The following is a 14447-nucleotide window of genomic DNA, read 5'->3' on the forward strand; positions in this document are numbered from 1 at the left end:
CGGGCACATGCAATAATGTTTGACCTGCCCTTGAGAGGATGCCATGGACGTCATCAATACCCTTTTCTTCTTCACCGGGCTGCTTATCGCCCTGAGTGTGCTCGGTAGTCGAGTCTCCTCACTGATTGGCCTTCCTCTACTGTTGATCTTCCTTGGTCTGGGCATGCTGGCCGGCGAGGAGGGGGTGCTCGGGATCGAGTTCGATAACTACCCCCTGGCCTTTCTGATCAGCCATCTGGCCCTGGCCATGATTCTCCTCGATGGCGGGCTGCGTACACGCCTGAAGACCTTTCGCGTCGCCTTCAAGCCGGCCCTGACCCTGGCATCTGCCGGTGTCTTTATCACCGGGGGGCTGGTCGGTCTGTTTGCCATGTGGATATTCGACCTTGGCCTGGCTGAGGGTTTGCTGGTGGGGGCCATCGTGGGCTCGACCGATGCAGCCGCGGTGTTCTCGATGCTCAGCGGGCGAGGACTGAATCTCAACGAGCGGGTCGGGGCGACCCTTGAGATCGAGTCCGGCACCAACGATCCCATGGCGATCTTCCTGACCCTTGTCCTGGTGGAGATCCTGGTCGGCGACATCGGTGGGCCCATGGAGACCGGGCTGATGCTGATCCAGCAGTTCGGCCTCGGCCTGGTGATCGGGGTGGGTGCCGGCTGGTTAAGTGGCCGTCTGCTGCGCTGGGTCGATCTGGCGCCCGGGCTCTACTCCCTGCTCGCCCTGTCGCTGGGGTTCTGTATCTTTGGCCTGACCAGTTTTCTGGGTGGCAGCGGCTTCCTGGCGATCTATCTGGCCGGCCTGATGATCGGCAACCAGAAGGGGCGCCACCTCAACTACATCCTGCCGGTGCACGACGGCCTGGCCTGGCTCAGCCAGATAGGCCTCTTCCTGGTGTTGGGGCTGCTGGTATCGCCATCGGACCTGCTGCACTATGCGCTGCCTGCGACCCTGGTGGGGCTGATGCTGATCTTCGTGGCGCGCCCCCTGGCGGTGCTGGTCTCGCTCAAGCCCTTCTTCAAGTTTCGCTGGCGCGAGCTCGGCTTCATCTCCTGGGTTGGCCTGCGTGGAGCCGTGCCGATTGTACTGGCGATCTTCCCGGTGATCGGTGGCGTGGAGGGGGCGGCGCTCTACTTCAATGTGGCCTTCGCAGTGGTGCTGTTATCCCTGTTGCTGCAAGGCGGCACGCTGTCGCTGATGGCGCGGTGGACCCGGGTGCTGATACCGACACCTGTCAGCCCCAACCATCGCGGCCCTCTGGGGATTCTGCCCGAGAACGATTACGAGATGTTCGTCTACCGGGTCGAGAACGAGGATCTCGCCGATGTCCCCATTCGCCTGCTGCGCTTTCCCTCCGGCGCCCTGATCTCGGCCCTCTTTCGTGAGCACGCCATGCTGCACCCCAAGGGGAGTACGCGATTGCAGCTGGAGGATGTGCTTTGCGTGATCGGGCGTAGCGAGGATCTGCCGGCGCTGAACCGGCTCTTCAATGGAGAGGCGAAGCTCAAGCAGGAACGCGCCTTCTTTGGCACGTTCACCTTCGAAGGGGAGGCCAGGATGCAGGATATCGCCGATGCCTACGGGCTGACCCTGAGCCCCGGTGAGCGGGAGATGAGCCTCAGCGAGTTTGTCTCGTTGCGTGTCGGTGGCCACCCGGTGGTCGGCGATGACGTGGACTGGCACGGCATCCACTGGGTGGTCAGCGAGATGGATGGCAACCGCGTCACCCGGGTCGGTCTGCGGCTTTACTAGCCATCACCGATATATCCGCTAAGGCATTGATCGCAATTGGCTCTTGACCTGAGAGAGAAAGCTGGTAATATTCACCGCCGTAAGCCGGAGGGATGGCAGAGCGGTTGAATGCACCGGTCTTGAAAACCGGCGTAGGTGAGAGCCTACCCAGGGTTCGAATCCCTGTCCCTCCGCCAATATTCGATATAAAGCCCTGTTTTTACAGGGCTTTTTTTATGGCCTCACGCTGATACCATCATCTCCACCACATACCTAAAAACACTGCCCCCACGGCTGCGGCGGCGAGGTCGCGGGAGGCTCCAACCGACCCAGACATGCAAATATTTGCACCTCTGCCTGTGTCGTGTCGTACACCATGCCTCCCCCCCATCGCCTCCTCGATGCGGCGGGCTATCTGTCCAGCGCCTCTATCATCGCCTGGGCCACGCGGTCAGGGTCAGCGCCCACGGGTCGGCATAGGTTCGCCAGCAGCTCATGGCCATTCGTCAGATCGTCCAGCGCTTCGAGGTGGGCAGTATGGACGCCGCGCATGGCGGCAGCGGCGTCCCGGTAATACTGGCGCAGCGCACCTAGCCAAACGTCCCGGCAAACCCGCGCCGCCTCCTTCCGCTCGTGGGCGCCCTCCAGGTCGAAGATGCTCATACGATCGGATTGCGGTGGTCAGTCGCGGCGGTGTCGGCAAGCCGCTGGATCTCATACCGCACAGCCTTCGCGGTCGCCTGGGGATCTTGTGCGCCATCGACACGGATCGAGCCCACCGTAACGCTGACGCTGGCTTGTGGACGCTCGAACGGATCTCGACCACCTAGATGGTTCATGACGGATGGCGCGTAACCCCTACCGATGGGGCCGAGATGCAGGTCGAAGTCGTCGCCGTACCTCTCCAAAAGCTCATCCACGCGGCCCGTGCCACTGTGGTACGCACTCAAGGCGGCGGACAGGTTGCCGTCATAACGCTGAAGCATCGCTTCAATGAAGTCTTCGGCAAAGTCTCGTTGATCCTCGAGCGAGTTGGAACGCAGCGGGTCGATGCCGAAACCCGGATCAGCGCCAGTTCCCGGCAGGATCTGATAGGCACCCAGCGCCCCGGCTGAACTGCGAGTGAGGCGCCCTTGTGCGTCCCGGTGCCTGCCTCCGCTTTCCTGCATGGCCAGCGCGTCCAGCAGGGCGTCAGAAACCTCGTAACCACCTCGCGGGCTCGGCGCCTGGCTGGTGTCCCGCTGCCCGCCATCCTGCTCCTTCATTTGCCGGATGAACTCGCCAACGCCAGGTGCCGCGCCATTCTTCGGCGGATCCTCCAGGATGCCGCTCTCGCCACGCACCGCATCCGTGGCCCAATCGACCACTCCGGTCAGCGCAGGGGCGAACCGCTCCACTAGATTGTCAGTGGCGGCGTCCAGGGCGCGGCTAAACTCGTTTGTGGCGCGGATCAGCTCGTTGGACACCTCAAGCTGCTCGTCGGTAATGGCACGTAGCTCGGCAGCGCGATCCATCTCGGCCTGAAAGCCAGCAGGGCCACCCCTCAGAAGATTGGCGATGCCGGTGCCCTCGAATCCCAGGGTGCCAAGGGCTAGGGCCTGATTCGTGTCGTTGACCCCCTGTAGCTGCCCTGACAGGTTCAACAACGCGGCTACCTCGTCCTGGGCGTTGATAATCCCGCTGGGATCGATGCCGAACTTGCCGATATCGAACAAAGGCCCCTCACCGAACGCGGCATCAGCGCGAAGGTCGCGCATCTGCTGAAGCACGCCGATGGCGTTGCCAGAATCGCCCCCTAGCTGCTCCATGGCGTGACCTAGCCGGTCAGCTTCGTCGGCACTGAAGCCCAGGGCCTCGGCTTGCAGATAAAGCGCGTTGCGCGTCTCTGCGGCCCGGTGCACCACAGCAGCGCCACCCACGGCGGCGGTGATAGCACCACTCGTGGCCAGCGCAGCGCGGCGCAGGCCGTTGAATGAAGCGATGCCCTTATCGAATGATCGAGCATCTACATCGAGCCCCAGGCCTATGAGCAACGATCCCAGATCAGTATTGCCTGCCATCAGTTCACCCCCTGGGCCAGCACCGCACGGGCTACCGCCGAGATCATGCGATCTACCAATGGTGCGTGCGAGTCATCGTGATTAAGAAAAGGGCTCGGGTTGTGGCGGTGCTTGTCGATAAGCTCCACCACGTCGTCATAGGTCGCCACGACCGTTTTATACCGCTGCTCCTCGCTGGTGATTTGCAGCTTCTCGAACAGTGACTGGTAGGCTTCGTGCAGGATGCTCATTTATTGGCCCCTCGTCAGTGTGGTGGTGCGTGCTGTGGTAGCGCCGGCTTCCCAAACAAGGCATTCGAGCAAGGTTGACCAATCATCGGCGTAGGTATCGCCCGAATGCGTGACGCCAATTACCTGATAGGCGCCGGTACCAATGGTGTCGGAGAATCTAGCTCCGGTAGGATTGCTGAACGCGAGTTCGCCGGTCGTGTTCTCGACCACGATTACGTCACTCGGCTGAATATCGCTTCGCATGGTCGAGCGAACGTCGATGCCACGCTGTGTGATCGTGGGGGAGCCAATCATCCCAGTGTCGGCGGCAATGCGGGCCACTGGCTGCTCATTACGCACGGCGTCAGGCATCGCCACCACCAGGGTGCCCGCTGAGTCGATATGCCAGGTTAAATCGTAACGCTGTGCCAGCGAACGCATGGCCTGTTTGCTGCCGGTGCTCAGTGTTTCGCCATTGAGCATTTTCGGCAGCTTGTCGAAGTCGCCTACTAGCTCTACGGCGTCGGCCAGCGTGGCGGCCACGTCGGTGATAACATCGCGGGGAGGTGTGTTGTTGCCCCATGTGCGATTGATATAGGCGTTGTCATAACGCTCCCCCATCGAGCGGCAGTGGAGCGTCACGAATGTTTCCGGGCCGTCACGACCAACGGCCACGTTGTAGATCTCGCCATCGAAGATCATCGCGAACTTATCGCGATAGCCCGCCGTCAGTCGTACCAGGTCGTATCGCTTGTACAGATCGCGGCGAGACTCGCGCCCCAGCCCATACACGGTGATTTGAGCCAGGGCGAGCGGGCTATTCACGAACGTCGAAACATTGAAGGCCACGCGGGCGGCATTGCCCGCGAAGCCATCCAACTCCAACACTTCAGCATCATCGCCAACTTGCAGGCGATAAGCCCGGCCCCAGATGGCACTCATACGCGCACACCAGCCAGGCGTGCCCGAAGGCGGGCCACAGCCGGTGATTCACCGGCCTTGTCGTTATGGTGGGTCTTTCGCATCCTGGCTTGTTCAACGGGGGAGACGAACGCCTTGCGCGATCTGATACGGCTCATTACTTGCCCCCCAGCTTTGCCATGTGCGCTTGATAAGCGCGTTCAATCGGGTCTGAATCCTCTGCCGGAAGATCGCGGCGGTAGCTGCTGGCCGCATCATCGCTCAGGCGTTGGGAATCATCGCGCCACGCCTGGGATTTACGCTCCATGGCTGCCTGATAGGCGTCCTCGATAAGCTGCTTACCTTCGCTGCGTCCGTCCATATAAACAGCGCGATATGCTTTCTCGAAGGCACTATCGATCTTTCGATCGATGGCGGTTTTTGGCTTGCTATAGCACTTCATATCAAAGCCCCTCCACAAGCTCGCTGGTGGATACGATTTCGAGGTTCCCATCCTCAACATGCGCTTGGAATCCTGAATTAGCGCGGAGCTTGTCCATCCTGTGACTCGGGATCGAGTTGTCGCCGCTGGCAAAAGTCACGCCACCCACACCCACGCTGCCGCCTCGATGGTTCCGCACCACCACAGTGGAAGGCTCCTCGCTCTCTTTGACCACGAAAAGGCGCGGCGTGGCTTGCTCCAGGGCCTGCTCCATGCGGCAGACCTGGGTCAGCTCGGCGTCTAGCTTGGCCTGCTCGGCGTCCAGCTTGGCTGTGCCTTCAGCGTCGAGGGCCTGGGCCATCTCATTCAGGTATGCAATAGAGACTTCCTGGCTCCAGTCATCGCCCCAGCGCATCAATCCGGTATCAGCACCACCGGTGGCGCCCACGACCATGGCGCCGTAGATCCGGGCGCGTTCCTCGGGCTGATAACCGCTGCTAGTGCTGGAAACAACGGTTCTCATCAGGTAGGTGCCATCACGTGCCACGCTATGCCCAGCACCGGGGGCGGCGGCTCGCTCAAGTGCATACTGCTGGGCCAGCAGGCCAGCCTGTTGCTTGTCGGTCTTGCTGGCGTACATACGCCCGGCAGCGGCCTCGATGATCGCCTTCAGAGCCTCGCGTTGGGCTAGCTGGTCGGTAGCACCCTCCAGCTCTTTACGCAGCGCCTGGGCGGCCTCTAGGGCCTTCTCGTGGGCCTCACGGGCGATGGTGGCGGCCTGGCGCTGAGCTTTATCTTGGGCGGTAACGAGTTGCTGCAATTCTTCGACTTTCATTTAGAACTCCCGGTTAGTTCGATGATATGGCGGGCGGCATCGACGTCGCCATTTCTCAGTGCCTTGCGTAGCGTCTGCCAGGCTTCCCGCACCTCGGCAGCGGTGGGTTTTGCGTTCTTCGCCCCCCGTGGCCGGCCTGGCTTTGATAGCTTATTCATGCTCGGATACCACTTGATTTGAATATTACCAATTATAACAGAATTTTCCTTTACCAACAAAACAGGGTGTGTTATGGGCTCCGGCGGTGAGCACAAAAAAACCGCCTCGGAAGGCGGCTTTCATTTAGGCTGGATGGGTGGGTTATAGCCATTCTGACATGGGGGCAAATGGCTTCGTCTGTCCATGCAATGCGATAAGGCCGGCGGCGGCGTTTGCACGGTCATCGCTACCACTAGGCGGGTGGTCTACCGTATCGCGCCCAGCGCGGCTTGTGCGGCGTTCTAGCGCCGTCCATTGGTGTTGCATCCGACCATCCGGGGGAAGCTCCACACGGCCGCTTGTGATGGCTTGTAGGCTATCTATGTACAGCTCCGAACGAACCTTGGGGCTATGCTCGGCAGTGATGCCATGCTTGCCGAACTCATCCGCTGGCCAGGAACCGCCATACTTGTCGAGGTTGATAGTCTTAACCCGATACTCCTCCAGGATGGCGGCATATCGCGCTGTAATCTCAGCCGGAACGCCTCGGGCAGCATCCACACGATCCACAACGAGTACGCTGTCCTCCCTATGACCAACGGCCATTGTATATTCGTCGGAACCGCCACCAGCCGGGTCAACGAAAGCGAAGTATTTATAGCGGTTGTCATAGGGGCGAACTAACGGCGAAGAGCGGGTAACAGCCTCCAGATCCTCAAGCGAGACAAAAGACTCGATGTCACTCCTGAACTGTGCGCCGTATTCGGCGCTTGCTGATGCCTCATCGCGCTCGTAAGCCCGTTCTACCACCTTGGCGGGCAGGCTGGGATTCATGACTCGCGTGGGCGCCTGGGCGACGAGAATGTCACCCTCCTGACCGAAGTGTCGGCGGTAGTTTTCCCAAAGCTCCCCGCGCCGCGCGTACGGGCTGGACAAACACACCAGCTTGCCCCCCAGCGTGGCCAGGCCGGGCCGGATGGCGTCAATGATTTCTCGATCCGGGTTCGCTGAGTCTTCGGATCTCAGGAACGCCACTTCATCGATGCAGGCGAAGGCGTATGTCATACCTCGGGTGGAGCGAAAGGACGCGGTGCCGACCTCAATGATGGTGCGGTTGGATAGCTCGATGGATTCGCGATCCTCACGAACGATCATCCGCTCAAGCATCGGATTGGAGCGCAGCAGCCCCGAGACGTATCGAAAGATGGCCCTTGCGGCTTTGCGATCGACTGCCACCACCAGGCAGGTCGCCATCTCGCCGGGGCTCAGGCGGTCAGAGTAGTCGCGGAAGGCAGCTTCATACACGGCCAGCAGGGCCGTCGCCTGAGACTTACCACCCCTCCGTCCAATGGCCATCCACAGCTCGTCGTGGGGCTCTGTGGGCGCTTTCTGGCGTTTTGTGACCTCCTGCCATGCCCTCAGCTCGTCATCCTCCAGGGGATCGCCATAGAAGCCGCTCAGAAGCGCCCGCCACGGTTTGAATGACTCCCCGCCGAACTGGCTGCCAAACAGGGCGGGGTCGGTCATGACTTCACGAATGTTGACGCTCATTTCTGCCCCCGCTTGGCGATGAATTCATGCAGCTCTGGAACGTCACGCGCCACGCGGTCGAGGCCCAGGGTCTTAAGCAAACCTAGAAGTGCGTTGGTTTGTTGCGTGAGAGCCCCGGAGTTCACTTCCTCGCCTCGGGCCAGGGCGGCTTCCTGCTGCTCGATAAGAGCCTCTAGCCAAACGGCGCGCTTGCACAGGCTGCGGCGCTGGTAGCTCAGTTGGTCGAGGCCCCCCAGGTCAGACGCCAGGGCGTCGTATCTGCTGCGGACGGTGCGGGCTAGTGTTGTGCGACCGTCCAACTTCTCTATCCAGTCGGAGCTGTATTCGGTGGGTAGCTCAGTGTTTCGGGACATAAAGGAGGCCTATACGGTGGGTATCTGCCCCCTATTATGATGGTATTTATGATGGTATTCAACATCGATGTCCATGTATAGCCCGCCAAACATGCGTGTTAGGCGGAGTATGTCTCCGCCACCGTGCGTCATAAGGGTAGTGCCTGCCTTGGCGGCGGTTTATCTTGACCACTTGGTCAGGTTTACAGAGCCATACGCGACAGCCACGACACGACCGCGACAAACTCGATATGTCGCGACACCACGATGTCGGCAGAGCACCAACCACAAGGCCGTTACGTGCACATTTCTTGCACAAAGCGCGACAAACGCCTCATGTCGCGCAGCACCGCGACAGCCACCCCGAATCATGCAGCGCGACAGGCGCGACACGAGACACGACAAGGCAAAAACCGCTCAACCGTGCGGGTTACAAGGCGGTGCGCGACAGCGCGACAAGGCGCGACATAGGCAATTTGTCGCGTTCCATAGCGCGACATACAAGGGGGGGTCTCTAGAGAGACCCCCCTGTGTCGCGATGGCTGTATCGGTGGTTGTAGTGGATATAAAAAACCCCAGCCTCAAAGGCCGGGGTATGGTTGGGTTGGGGATCATTCATCCGGTGGAGTGCATGGCTCAAGACATTCATTCTCGTCCACGACCATATGCCGATCGACAAGGCTCTTCCGCGCACGCTGGAACGCTTGCCGAGCACTGGCCCGCTTGGTGTCCGGCTTCGCATCACAGAAGGCGTCTCGGGCCTCATCGACGCTGATTGCATGGCCATCGCACTGCTCCAGCAGAATATCGAGCAGCGTTTGCTCGTTGGCACTGAGCTGGCGTGCCGCGTTGAGCTGGTCGGCCATAGTGGCGCCATCCACGACAAGGCTGGTCAGCGGCTTGCCATCACGCTTCTGTCGCCCATGGATCTTCACCTTGCGCAGCTTCAGTGGAATGGCGGGCAGCGCCTCATCATACTTGTTTTTGGTCTGCTTAAAAGTCACCATGCCTTCGCCCGCCTTCTGCACGCTGAATTCCCAATCGCCCGCCGCTTTCAGGTTGGTAGAGCCGCGCATACGATCTTTGTCGGCTAGGCCGCTATGGTGAACCACCATGACAGCAGCCCCACGATCTCGAACACCCTTACAGCCTCGGATAAAGCCAGCGGTGGCGTCTGCGGCATTCTGATCTCCTTCCATGGTCTGACTAAGGGTGTCGAGAACCACTAGCGCGATACGCTGCCCTGTGCGTTCCTCGTAGGCCGCAAGCGCACAATTCAGCAGGTGGCCATCGTTGCCGTCCATCATCGGTGCAGCGGGCAAGATGCGCAGCATAGGGGCAGGAATCCCGGTTTCCTGCTCGATGGCCTTCTTCCGAACGCGAACGCCATTGGCGCCCTCTGCCGCCACGAATACGGCAACGCCAGGCTCCTCGACAGCAAAATCGTCGTTGTTCATCCAAGGCCGTCCAGTGGCGACGGCGTGGCAAATATCGAGTGCTACAAACGACTTCCCGACGCCTGACTCGCCGAATACAAACCCGAACGACTCGGCTGGGATCATGCCGTTTACGACCATCTTTTGGTCGATAACGCGATCTAGGGCCTCGTCGTCGTCTTCCAGCAGAGCATCGAGCCACTCGTGGTGCTTCGGCTTGGGTTGCTTCGGCTTGGGCTTCTCGGTCTTCTGGGGGCGGATCGGCACCACGTTGGGCGGCAGCTCCCCGGTAAACCGCGAATCATCCACAGCATGGTCGCGAATCATGGCCCTAATCGCCTCCAGTTCGCCCGTGGGGCCGCGCAGCAGCTCGATGGCTGTCTGGTATAGCCAACGCTCGGGATGGCTCTCAGGCTGGTCACACTCGACGTAATCGACACTATGCAGGAACTCCCGCGTTTCCTTCCACTCTTCAAAGTCCTGCGCCGCATCATCAGCGTTTCCGCCACGCCATAGAAGCTCGCCATCCTCGCCCATGGTGATTTGCGCCAGCAGCGTCTCCGCCACTTCAAAGGCGTCTAGCTCTTCCAGGTAACATTGCTCTTCAAAATACTCGGCCAATGGAAGCCATGCCGGGTGCTGCTGTACCACATCCACGTCGAGCGATGCGCCATTGGTGTCGGTAAGCCATTTCTCGGCAGCTTGGGTAAAGTCGCTCATATTACTGCACCTCCCCGGCGGTCAGGTGTTCGGGGCGGTGCTCAGATACCCATGCCGCAACCTCGGCAGGGTCGAACAGGGGGCGGCGCTGGATGCCGTAGCATGCACAGGGGCGGGGGAAGGTTGGATGCTCGCTCCAGGCGCGAACAGAAGGCGTTTTTAGGCCGTAGACTCGGGCGAGGTCGCCGTATCCGTAAAGCTGTTTCATGGGTAGCCCTCATGACAGTTCAGGTTGCCATGGGGGCGTTGAGACGCTAGACTAGCCCATGCATAAAGGAGCTAGGCAGGCACCACCCCCATGGTGCTTGTACTCACTAGATAGGCTCGGGCTCGTATCGTTGGCGCGATATGGGTTCGGGCCTTTCGCTTTTCTAGCTTATCAAGCATCTTACAATCATTTGTTTGATGCGTCAAGCATAGAGCCGAGTCGCTGTCTAATTGATTTTTCCTATCGCCACAAAAAAGCCCCGCATCTCGGCGGGGCGGTGGAAGCGTGGCAGTCACAAGCTTTTCGATATGGCTGTGTTCGCTTTCATATAGGCCGCAACGGCGCGGTATTCCGCAATGGCGGTGGCGGCTTCGCCAAGCTCAGCGTCGATGCATGCATAGTCCAGCTCACACTCAAACGCGTCCAGGAGATCGTCACCCGTGCGCAAGAACCGGGTAAAGGGGGTGTGCATGAAATTGGAACTCAGCAAGATATCACCGTCCCGGCGGTCAGCAAGTTCTTCGAATCCATTATCCAGCCACTCAGTCATCACGCGGATGAATGCTCGGGTCTCTGGCAGCTTCAGGAATCTTTCTGCATCCTTACCATGAATCTCGGCAAGGAGAGTGGCGTTAAACCAGCCGGGGTTAATTGCAATAGTCATTTAAGCACGCTCCATTTGTTGGGTTTCCCATTGTTCAAGATCGGATGCACGCCAGCGTGTGCAACCCGGTGACAGTTTTACAGGCTTGGGGAATCGGCCTGATTGAGACCAGCGCCAAATAGTGGCGCGGGAAACGCCGTAACGTCCGGCCACGTACTTGTCTGAAAGATAATTCTCGATAGTCATGCTCTGCACCTGTGCGTATTTGATTGCGACAGGTACAGTTTCAGGCTTGGGCCTTTATGTATCGTGGGAAACGTTCTAGGAGAACTTTTACCCACGGCCGTTAGGGGCGCTGGACAGCAATAAACCTCTTGCCTTTGCTCATGGGGTTCTTTGACTCTTTCCACGCCGCCTTCGCGCTGGACACGCTGATGCCAGCCGCCATGGCTATATAGTGGGAAGCGTTGTGAGGCTTACCTTTATTCTCATCGTTACCCGTTGGCGGGAGTCCTCCAATCTCTGCTAGTTCGTAAATAGACTCCACCAGGCAGGCGCGGCCCAAGTCTTTTTTACCGGCTGCACCACCTTGCTCTTTCGGTGGTGATCGAAACGCGAACTCTGCCAGTTCGGACGGCACTACCTCGCCCTGCTCTAATAGCTTCTGGAAGACGAGACGGCACGCTCCAAATGCCACCTTGTGCCGGGATGCTTCCTCTATGAGGCGTTCGAGTTTCCCGTCCTCGCTTACGATATATCTAAGTCGGTCTTTAGCCTCCGCTTCGGCGGCTGCGGCATGGTTGGCACTGCCCGGCAGCATATGCCACGGCGAGGGCGTCCACTTCTCGCCGCTCTCGGTAGTAATTTCCACGCCTGTCGCCCATGCGTTGGCCTTAACCAGCGAGTCATAGCTCCCGCTGCGAATGTCGGACTTCGTCATGCCATATTTGCGCAGGTTGCGATCTAGAACTTCGCTGGCAATAACTTTTGCTGCATCTTCGGTAATGCTCATCCTCACGCCTCCTTGCGAATCGGGGTTACGCTGCCAGCCTTCGGCGCAGTGTTATTCAGGTAAGTCGCCCAATCGGCCATTAGCAGGCGGCGCTTGTCGAGCATGTCGCCGCGCCTGTAGGCGGCCTCGGCCTTGTTGCGGATGGTATGCGCCAGCGCCTTCTCGATGGCCTCGCCGGGGTAGGCAGTACACTCGCCAGCCCAATCGCGGAACGTCGAGCGGAAGCCATGCTGTGTGACTGGTCGGTCATCCTGTTTCGGGTCGGTGTAGCGTTTGCCCTCGGGCTTGCTTTCGTTCATGCGCCTGATAACAGCCGCTAGGGTGGCATCGGACATTTGGCCACCACGCGGCGCCGGGAATACCAGTTCGTTACCTTCTATGCGCGGAATCGCCTCCAGTAGCCTGATAGCGGTATCCGGAAGGGGGACACGGTGTTCACTGCCTGCTTTCATCCGGTCGCCAGGAATCGTCCACACCTTTTGCTCTAGGTCGATCTCGCGCCACGTTGCGCCCCGCACTTCGCCGGAGCGGGCAGCGGTCAGGATGGCGAACTCTAGCGCCTTGGCGGCCAATCCGTCGCGAGTGCGCAGGTCGGCCATGAACTCGGCGGCGCGGGCATAGGGAAGGGCAGCATGGTTTTTAGTCTTGGCGACCTTCGCCGGGGCCGGCAGCACCGCATCCAGATTGCCTTTCCAGCGGGCGGGGTTGTCGCCGCTGCGATGCCCGTGGACGGTCGCCCATGCCAGTACCGCCTCGACGCGCTGGCGAACGCGGGTCATGGTCTCGGTCTTCTTTTCCCATTCGGGTTCCAGCACCTTAATGACGTGGGTAAGGTCTACGTCCTTGACCGCCATCTTGCCAAGCACAGGGAAGGCGTAGGTCTTCAGGGTGTTGGCCCACTGCTGGGCGTGCTTGGGATTGCTGGCCTCTGCCTGCTTTTTCTCTATTACCTTGGCCGCTGCCTGCTCAAATGTGATTTCCTTCATCTGCTGAGCCAGCAGGCGGCTACGGGCCTCTTTACGCTCGGCTACTGGGTCGATGCCTGACTTGATCTTGTCTTTCGCCTCCAAGGCGCGTTCGCGGGCCTGGGCTAGCTTCACTTCAGGGAAGCCGCCTAGGCCAATGTCGCGGCGGCGATCGCCTATCTTAGTGCGCAGTATCCAGGAGCTGGCCATAGTGCTGGAAACGGTAAGGTAAAGGCCGGCCACACCCCCCACGGCGTGAAAGCCGGGTTTCTGCACCAGCCGCCGTACCTCAGTGGCGGTAAGCTCTTTTGCTCTCTTCGGCATGTCGCTACTCCAATCATCTATACCAACATAAATAATAACATTGGGTGATTTGGATTGCGACAAGCTAAGACAAGAGAAAAGGGCGTCCTCGTCTAAGAAGTTGATATTTAATGACTATTTGATAGATATTGCGGCGTGGTGAGACATGGCCTAGGCGGCCTGTCCCTCCGCCACTACACCAGGAAAAGCCACTGTTCTCAGTGGCTTTTTCTTTTTTTTAAGCCTCACTCCTGGTCCATGTGGTTCATCCCCTGACTCGGCGACTGCCTGAAGGCGACGGGTGACTCCTGGATCGCCCGCCTTGCGACTAACTACGTCTTGTCGCCACCATGTTGGCTACCCTTACCTGGTTCCTGCCATAGCATCCTTTCCTCGAGGTGACCCGAATGGCATTGAAAGCCACGATTTACAAGGCAAGGCTGCAGATTGCCGATCTGGACCGCCACTATTATGGCGACCATGTGCTCACCCTGGCTCGTCACCCCTCGGAGACCGACGAGCGGATGATGCTGCGCGTGCTGGCCTTCGCCCGACATGCCCATGAAGATCTCGCCTTCGGTCGCGGTGTCAGTACCGACAATGAGCCCGATCTCTGGGTGCGGAGCCTGACCGATGAGATCGAGCTGTGGATTCAGCTGGGGCAGCCGGATGAGCGCGAGATACGTCGTGCCTGTGGTCGCGCCCGCCAGGTGGTGCTCTATACCTACAGCGGTCAAGGAGCTGAGATCTGGTGGAAGCAGCTCGGCAGAAAGCTGGCCAACCTGGGCAATCTCTCCGTCTACGACATCTCGCCGGAGACCATGGCCGAGCTGGGGCAGTTGGCGCAGCGTGGCATGGAGTTCAATATCACCATCCAGGACGGCGCCATCTGGCTGGCCAATGCCGAGACGGCAGTAGAGGTTGGCATCGAGGTACGCCAGGAAGCCGGAACGCGTCGGTAGTCGGTAGATCATGCCTGGCAGCTGATCCGTCAGGCGGCCCG

The 14447-nt window shown here is 59.7% G+C and carries 17 protein-coding genes and 1 tRNA gene; 3 read left to right on the forward strand and 15 right to left on the reverse strand.

What is annotated here, in order from left to right; translation table 11 throughout:
* Nucleotides 1-43: 43 nt before the first annotated feature.
* Nucleotides 44-1750 carry a potassium/proton antiporter gene (locus Q0894_RS06455; RefSeq protein ID WP_299232560.1) on the forward strand — a complete coding sequence of 569 codons (1707 nt, stop codon included), beginning with the start codon at nt 44-46 and terminating at the stop codon, nt 1748-1750.
* A gap of 86 nt (nt 1751-1836) precedes the next feature.
* Nucleotides 1837-1926 (forward strand) — tRNA-Ser (locus tag Q0894_RS06460).
* Between the two features lie 214 nt (nt 1927-2140).
* On the opposite strand, the gene Q0894_RS06465 is transcribed toward Q0894_RS06460, so the two are convergent.
* From Q0894_RS06465 to Q0894_RS06535, 15 genes are all read right to left on the reverse strand, one after another.
* On the reverse strand, nt 2141-2392 hold the full coding sequence (locus Q0894_RS06465) for a hypothetical protein (RefSeq protein WP_299232562.1): 252 nt from the start codon (nt 2390-2392) through the stop codon (nt 2141-2143).
* Entirely contained in the window at nt 2389-3789 is a 1401-nt protein-coding gene (locus tag Q0894_RS06470; RefSeq protein ID WP_299232563.1) for a lytic transglycosylase domain-containing protein, read from the reverse strand. Before Q0894_RS06470 ends, Q0894_RS06465 begins: the two co-directional genes overlap by 4 nt.
* Entirely contained in the window at nt 3789-4019 is a 231-nt protein-coding gene (locus Q0894_RS06475; protein WP_299232565.1) for a hypothetical protein, read from the reverse strand. Before Q0894_RS06475 ends, Q0894_RS06470 begins: the two co-directional genes overlap by 1 nt.
* Entirely contained in the window at nt 4020-4940 is a 921-nt protein-coding gene (locus Q0894_RS06480) for a hypothetical protein (RefSeq protein ID WP_299232567.1), read from the reverse strand.
* Between the two features lie 136 nt (nt 4941-5076).
* Nucleotides 5077-5361, reverse strand: a complete 285-nt coding sequence (locus Q0894_RS06485) for a hypothetical protein (protein WP_299232569.1) — start codon at nt 5359-5361, stop codon at nt 5077-5079.
* Nucleotide 5362: 1 nt separating this feature from the next.
* Nucleotides 5363-6175: a hypothetical protein gene (locus tag Q0894_RS06490; protein ID WP_299232571.1), complete on the reverse strand. Its 813-nt coding sequence runs from the start codon at nt 6173-6175 to the stop codon at nt 5363-5365.
* A complete protein-coding gene (locus Q0894_RS06495) occupies nt 6172-6333 on the reverse strand; it encodes a hypothetical protein (RefSeq protein ID WP_299232573.1) in 162 nt (53 codons plus the stop codon). Before Q0894_RS06495 ends, Q0894_RS06490 begins: the two co-directional genes overlap by 4 nt.
* A 142-nt stretch (nt 6334-6475) precedes the next feature.
* Complete coding sequence (locus tag Q0894_RS06500; RefSeq protein WP_299232575.1) at nt 6476-7864, reverse strand: hypothetical protein; 1389 nt, start codon at nt 7862-7864, stop codon at nt 6476-6478.
* On the reverse strand, nt 7861-8163 hold the full coding sequence (locus tag Q0894_RS06505) for a hypothetical protein (RefSeq protein ID WP_299232577.1): 303 nt from the start codon (nt 8161-8163) through the stop codon (nt 7861-7863). The genes Q0894_RS06500 and Q0894_RS06505 overlap by 4 nt, the downstream gene beginning before the upstream one ends.
* Nucleotides 8164-8807: 644 nt before the next feature.
* The gene (locus Q0894_RS06510; RefSeq protein ID WP_299232579.1) at nt 8808-10352 is read right to left on the reverse strand and encodes an AAA family ATPase; all 1545 of its coding nucleotides are present in this window, start codon (nt 10350-10352) and stop codon (nt 8808-8810) included.
* A gap of 1 nt (nt 10353) precedes the next feature.
* Entirely contained in the window at nt 10354-10560 is a 207-nt protein-coding gene (locus tag Q0894_RS06515) for a hypothetical protein (protein ID WP_299232581.1), read from the reverse strand.
* A gap of 292 nt (nt 10561-10852) precedes the next feature.
* Entirely contained in the window at nt 10853-11224 is a 372-nt protein-coding gene (locus tag Q0894_RS06520) for a hypothetical protein (protein WP_299232584.1), read from the reverse strand.
* On the reverse strand, nt 11225-11410 hold the full coding sequence (locus Q0894_RS06525) for an AlpA family phage regulatory protein (protein ID WP_299232586.1): 186 nt from the start codon (nt 11408-11410) through the stop codon (nt 11225-11227).
* A gap of 100 nt (nt 11411-11510) precedes the next feature.
* Nucleotides 11511-12176 (reverse strand): hypothetical protein, encoded by a 666-nt coding sequence (locus Q0894_RS06530; RefSeq protein WP_299232588.1) that lies wholly within the window; start codon nt 12174-12176, stop codon nt 11511-11513.
* A gap of 2 nt (nt 12177-12178) precedes the next feature.
* The gene (locus Q0894_RS06535; RefSeq protein WP_299232591.1) at nt 12179-13465 is read right to left on the reverse strand and encodes a site-specific integrase; all 1287 of its coding nucleotides are present in this window, start codon (nt 13463-13465) and stop codon (nt 12179-12181) included.
* A 386-nt stretch (nt 13466-13851) separates the two neighbouring features.
* Between Q0894_RS06535 and Q0894_RS06540 the strand changes: the two genes are divergently transcribed.
* Nucleotides 13852-14406 (forward strand): YaeQ family protein, encoded by a 555-nt coding sequence (locus Q0894_RS06540; protein ID WP_299232594.1) that lies wholly within the window; start codon nt 13852-13854, stop codon nt 14404-14406.
* Nucleotides 14407-14447: the final 41 nt, after the last annotated feature.

Source organism: uncultured Halomonas sp. (assembly GCF_947501415.1).
Classification (GTDB): Bacteria; Pseudomonadota; Gammaproteobacteria; order Pseudomonadales; family Halomonadaceae; genus Halomonas.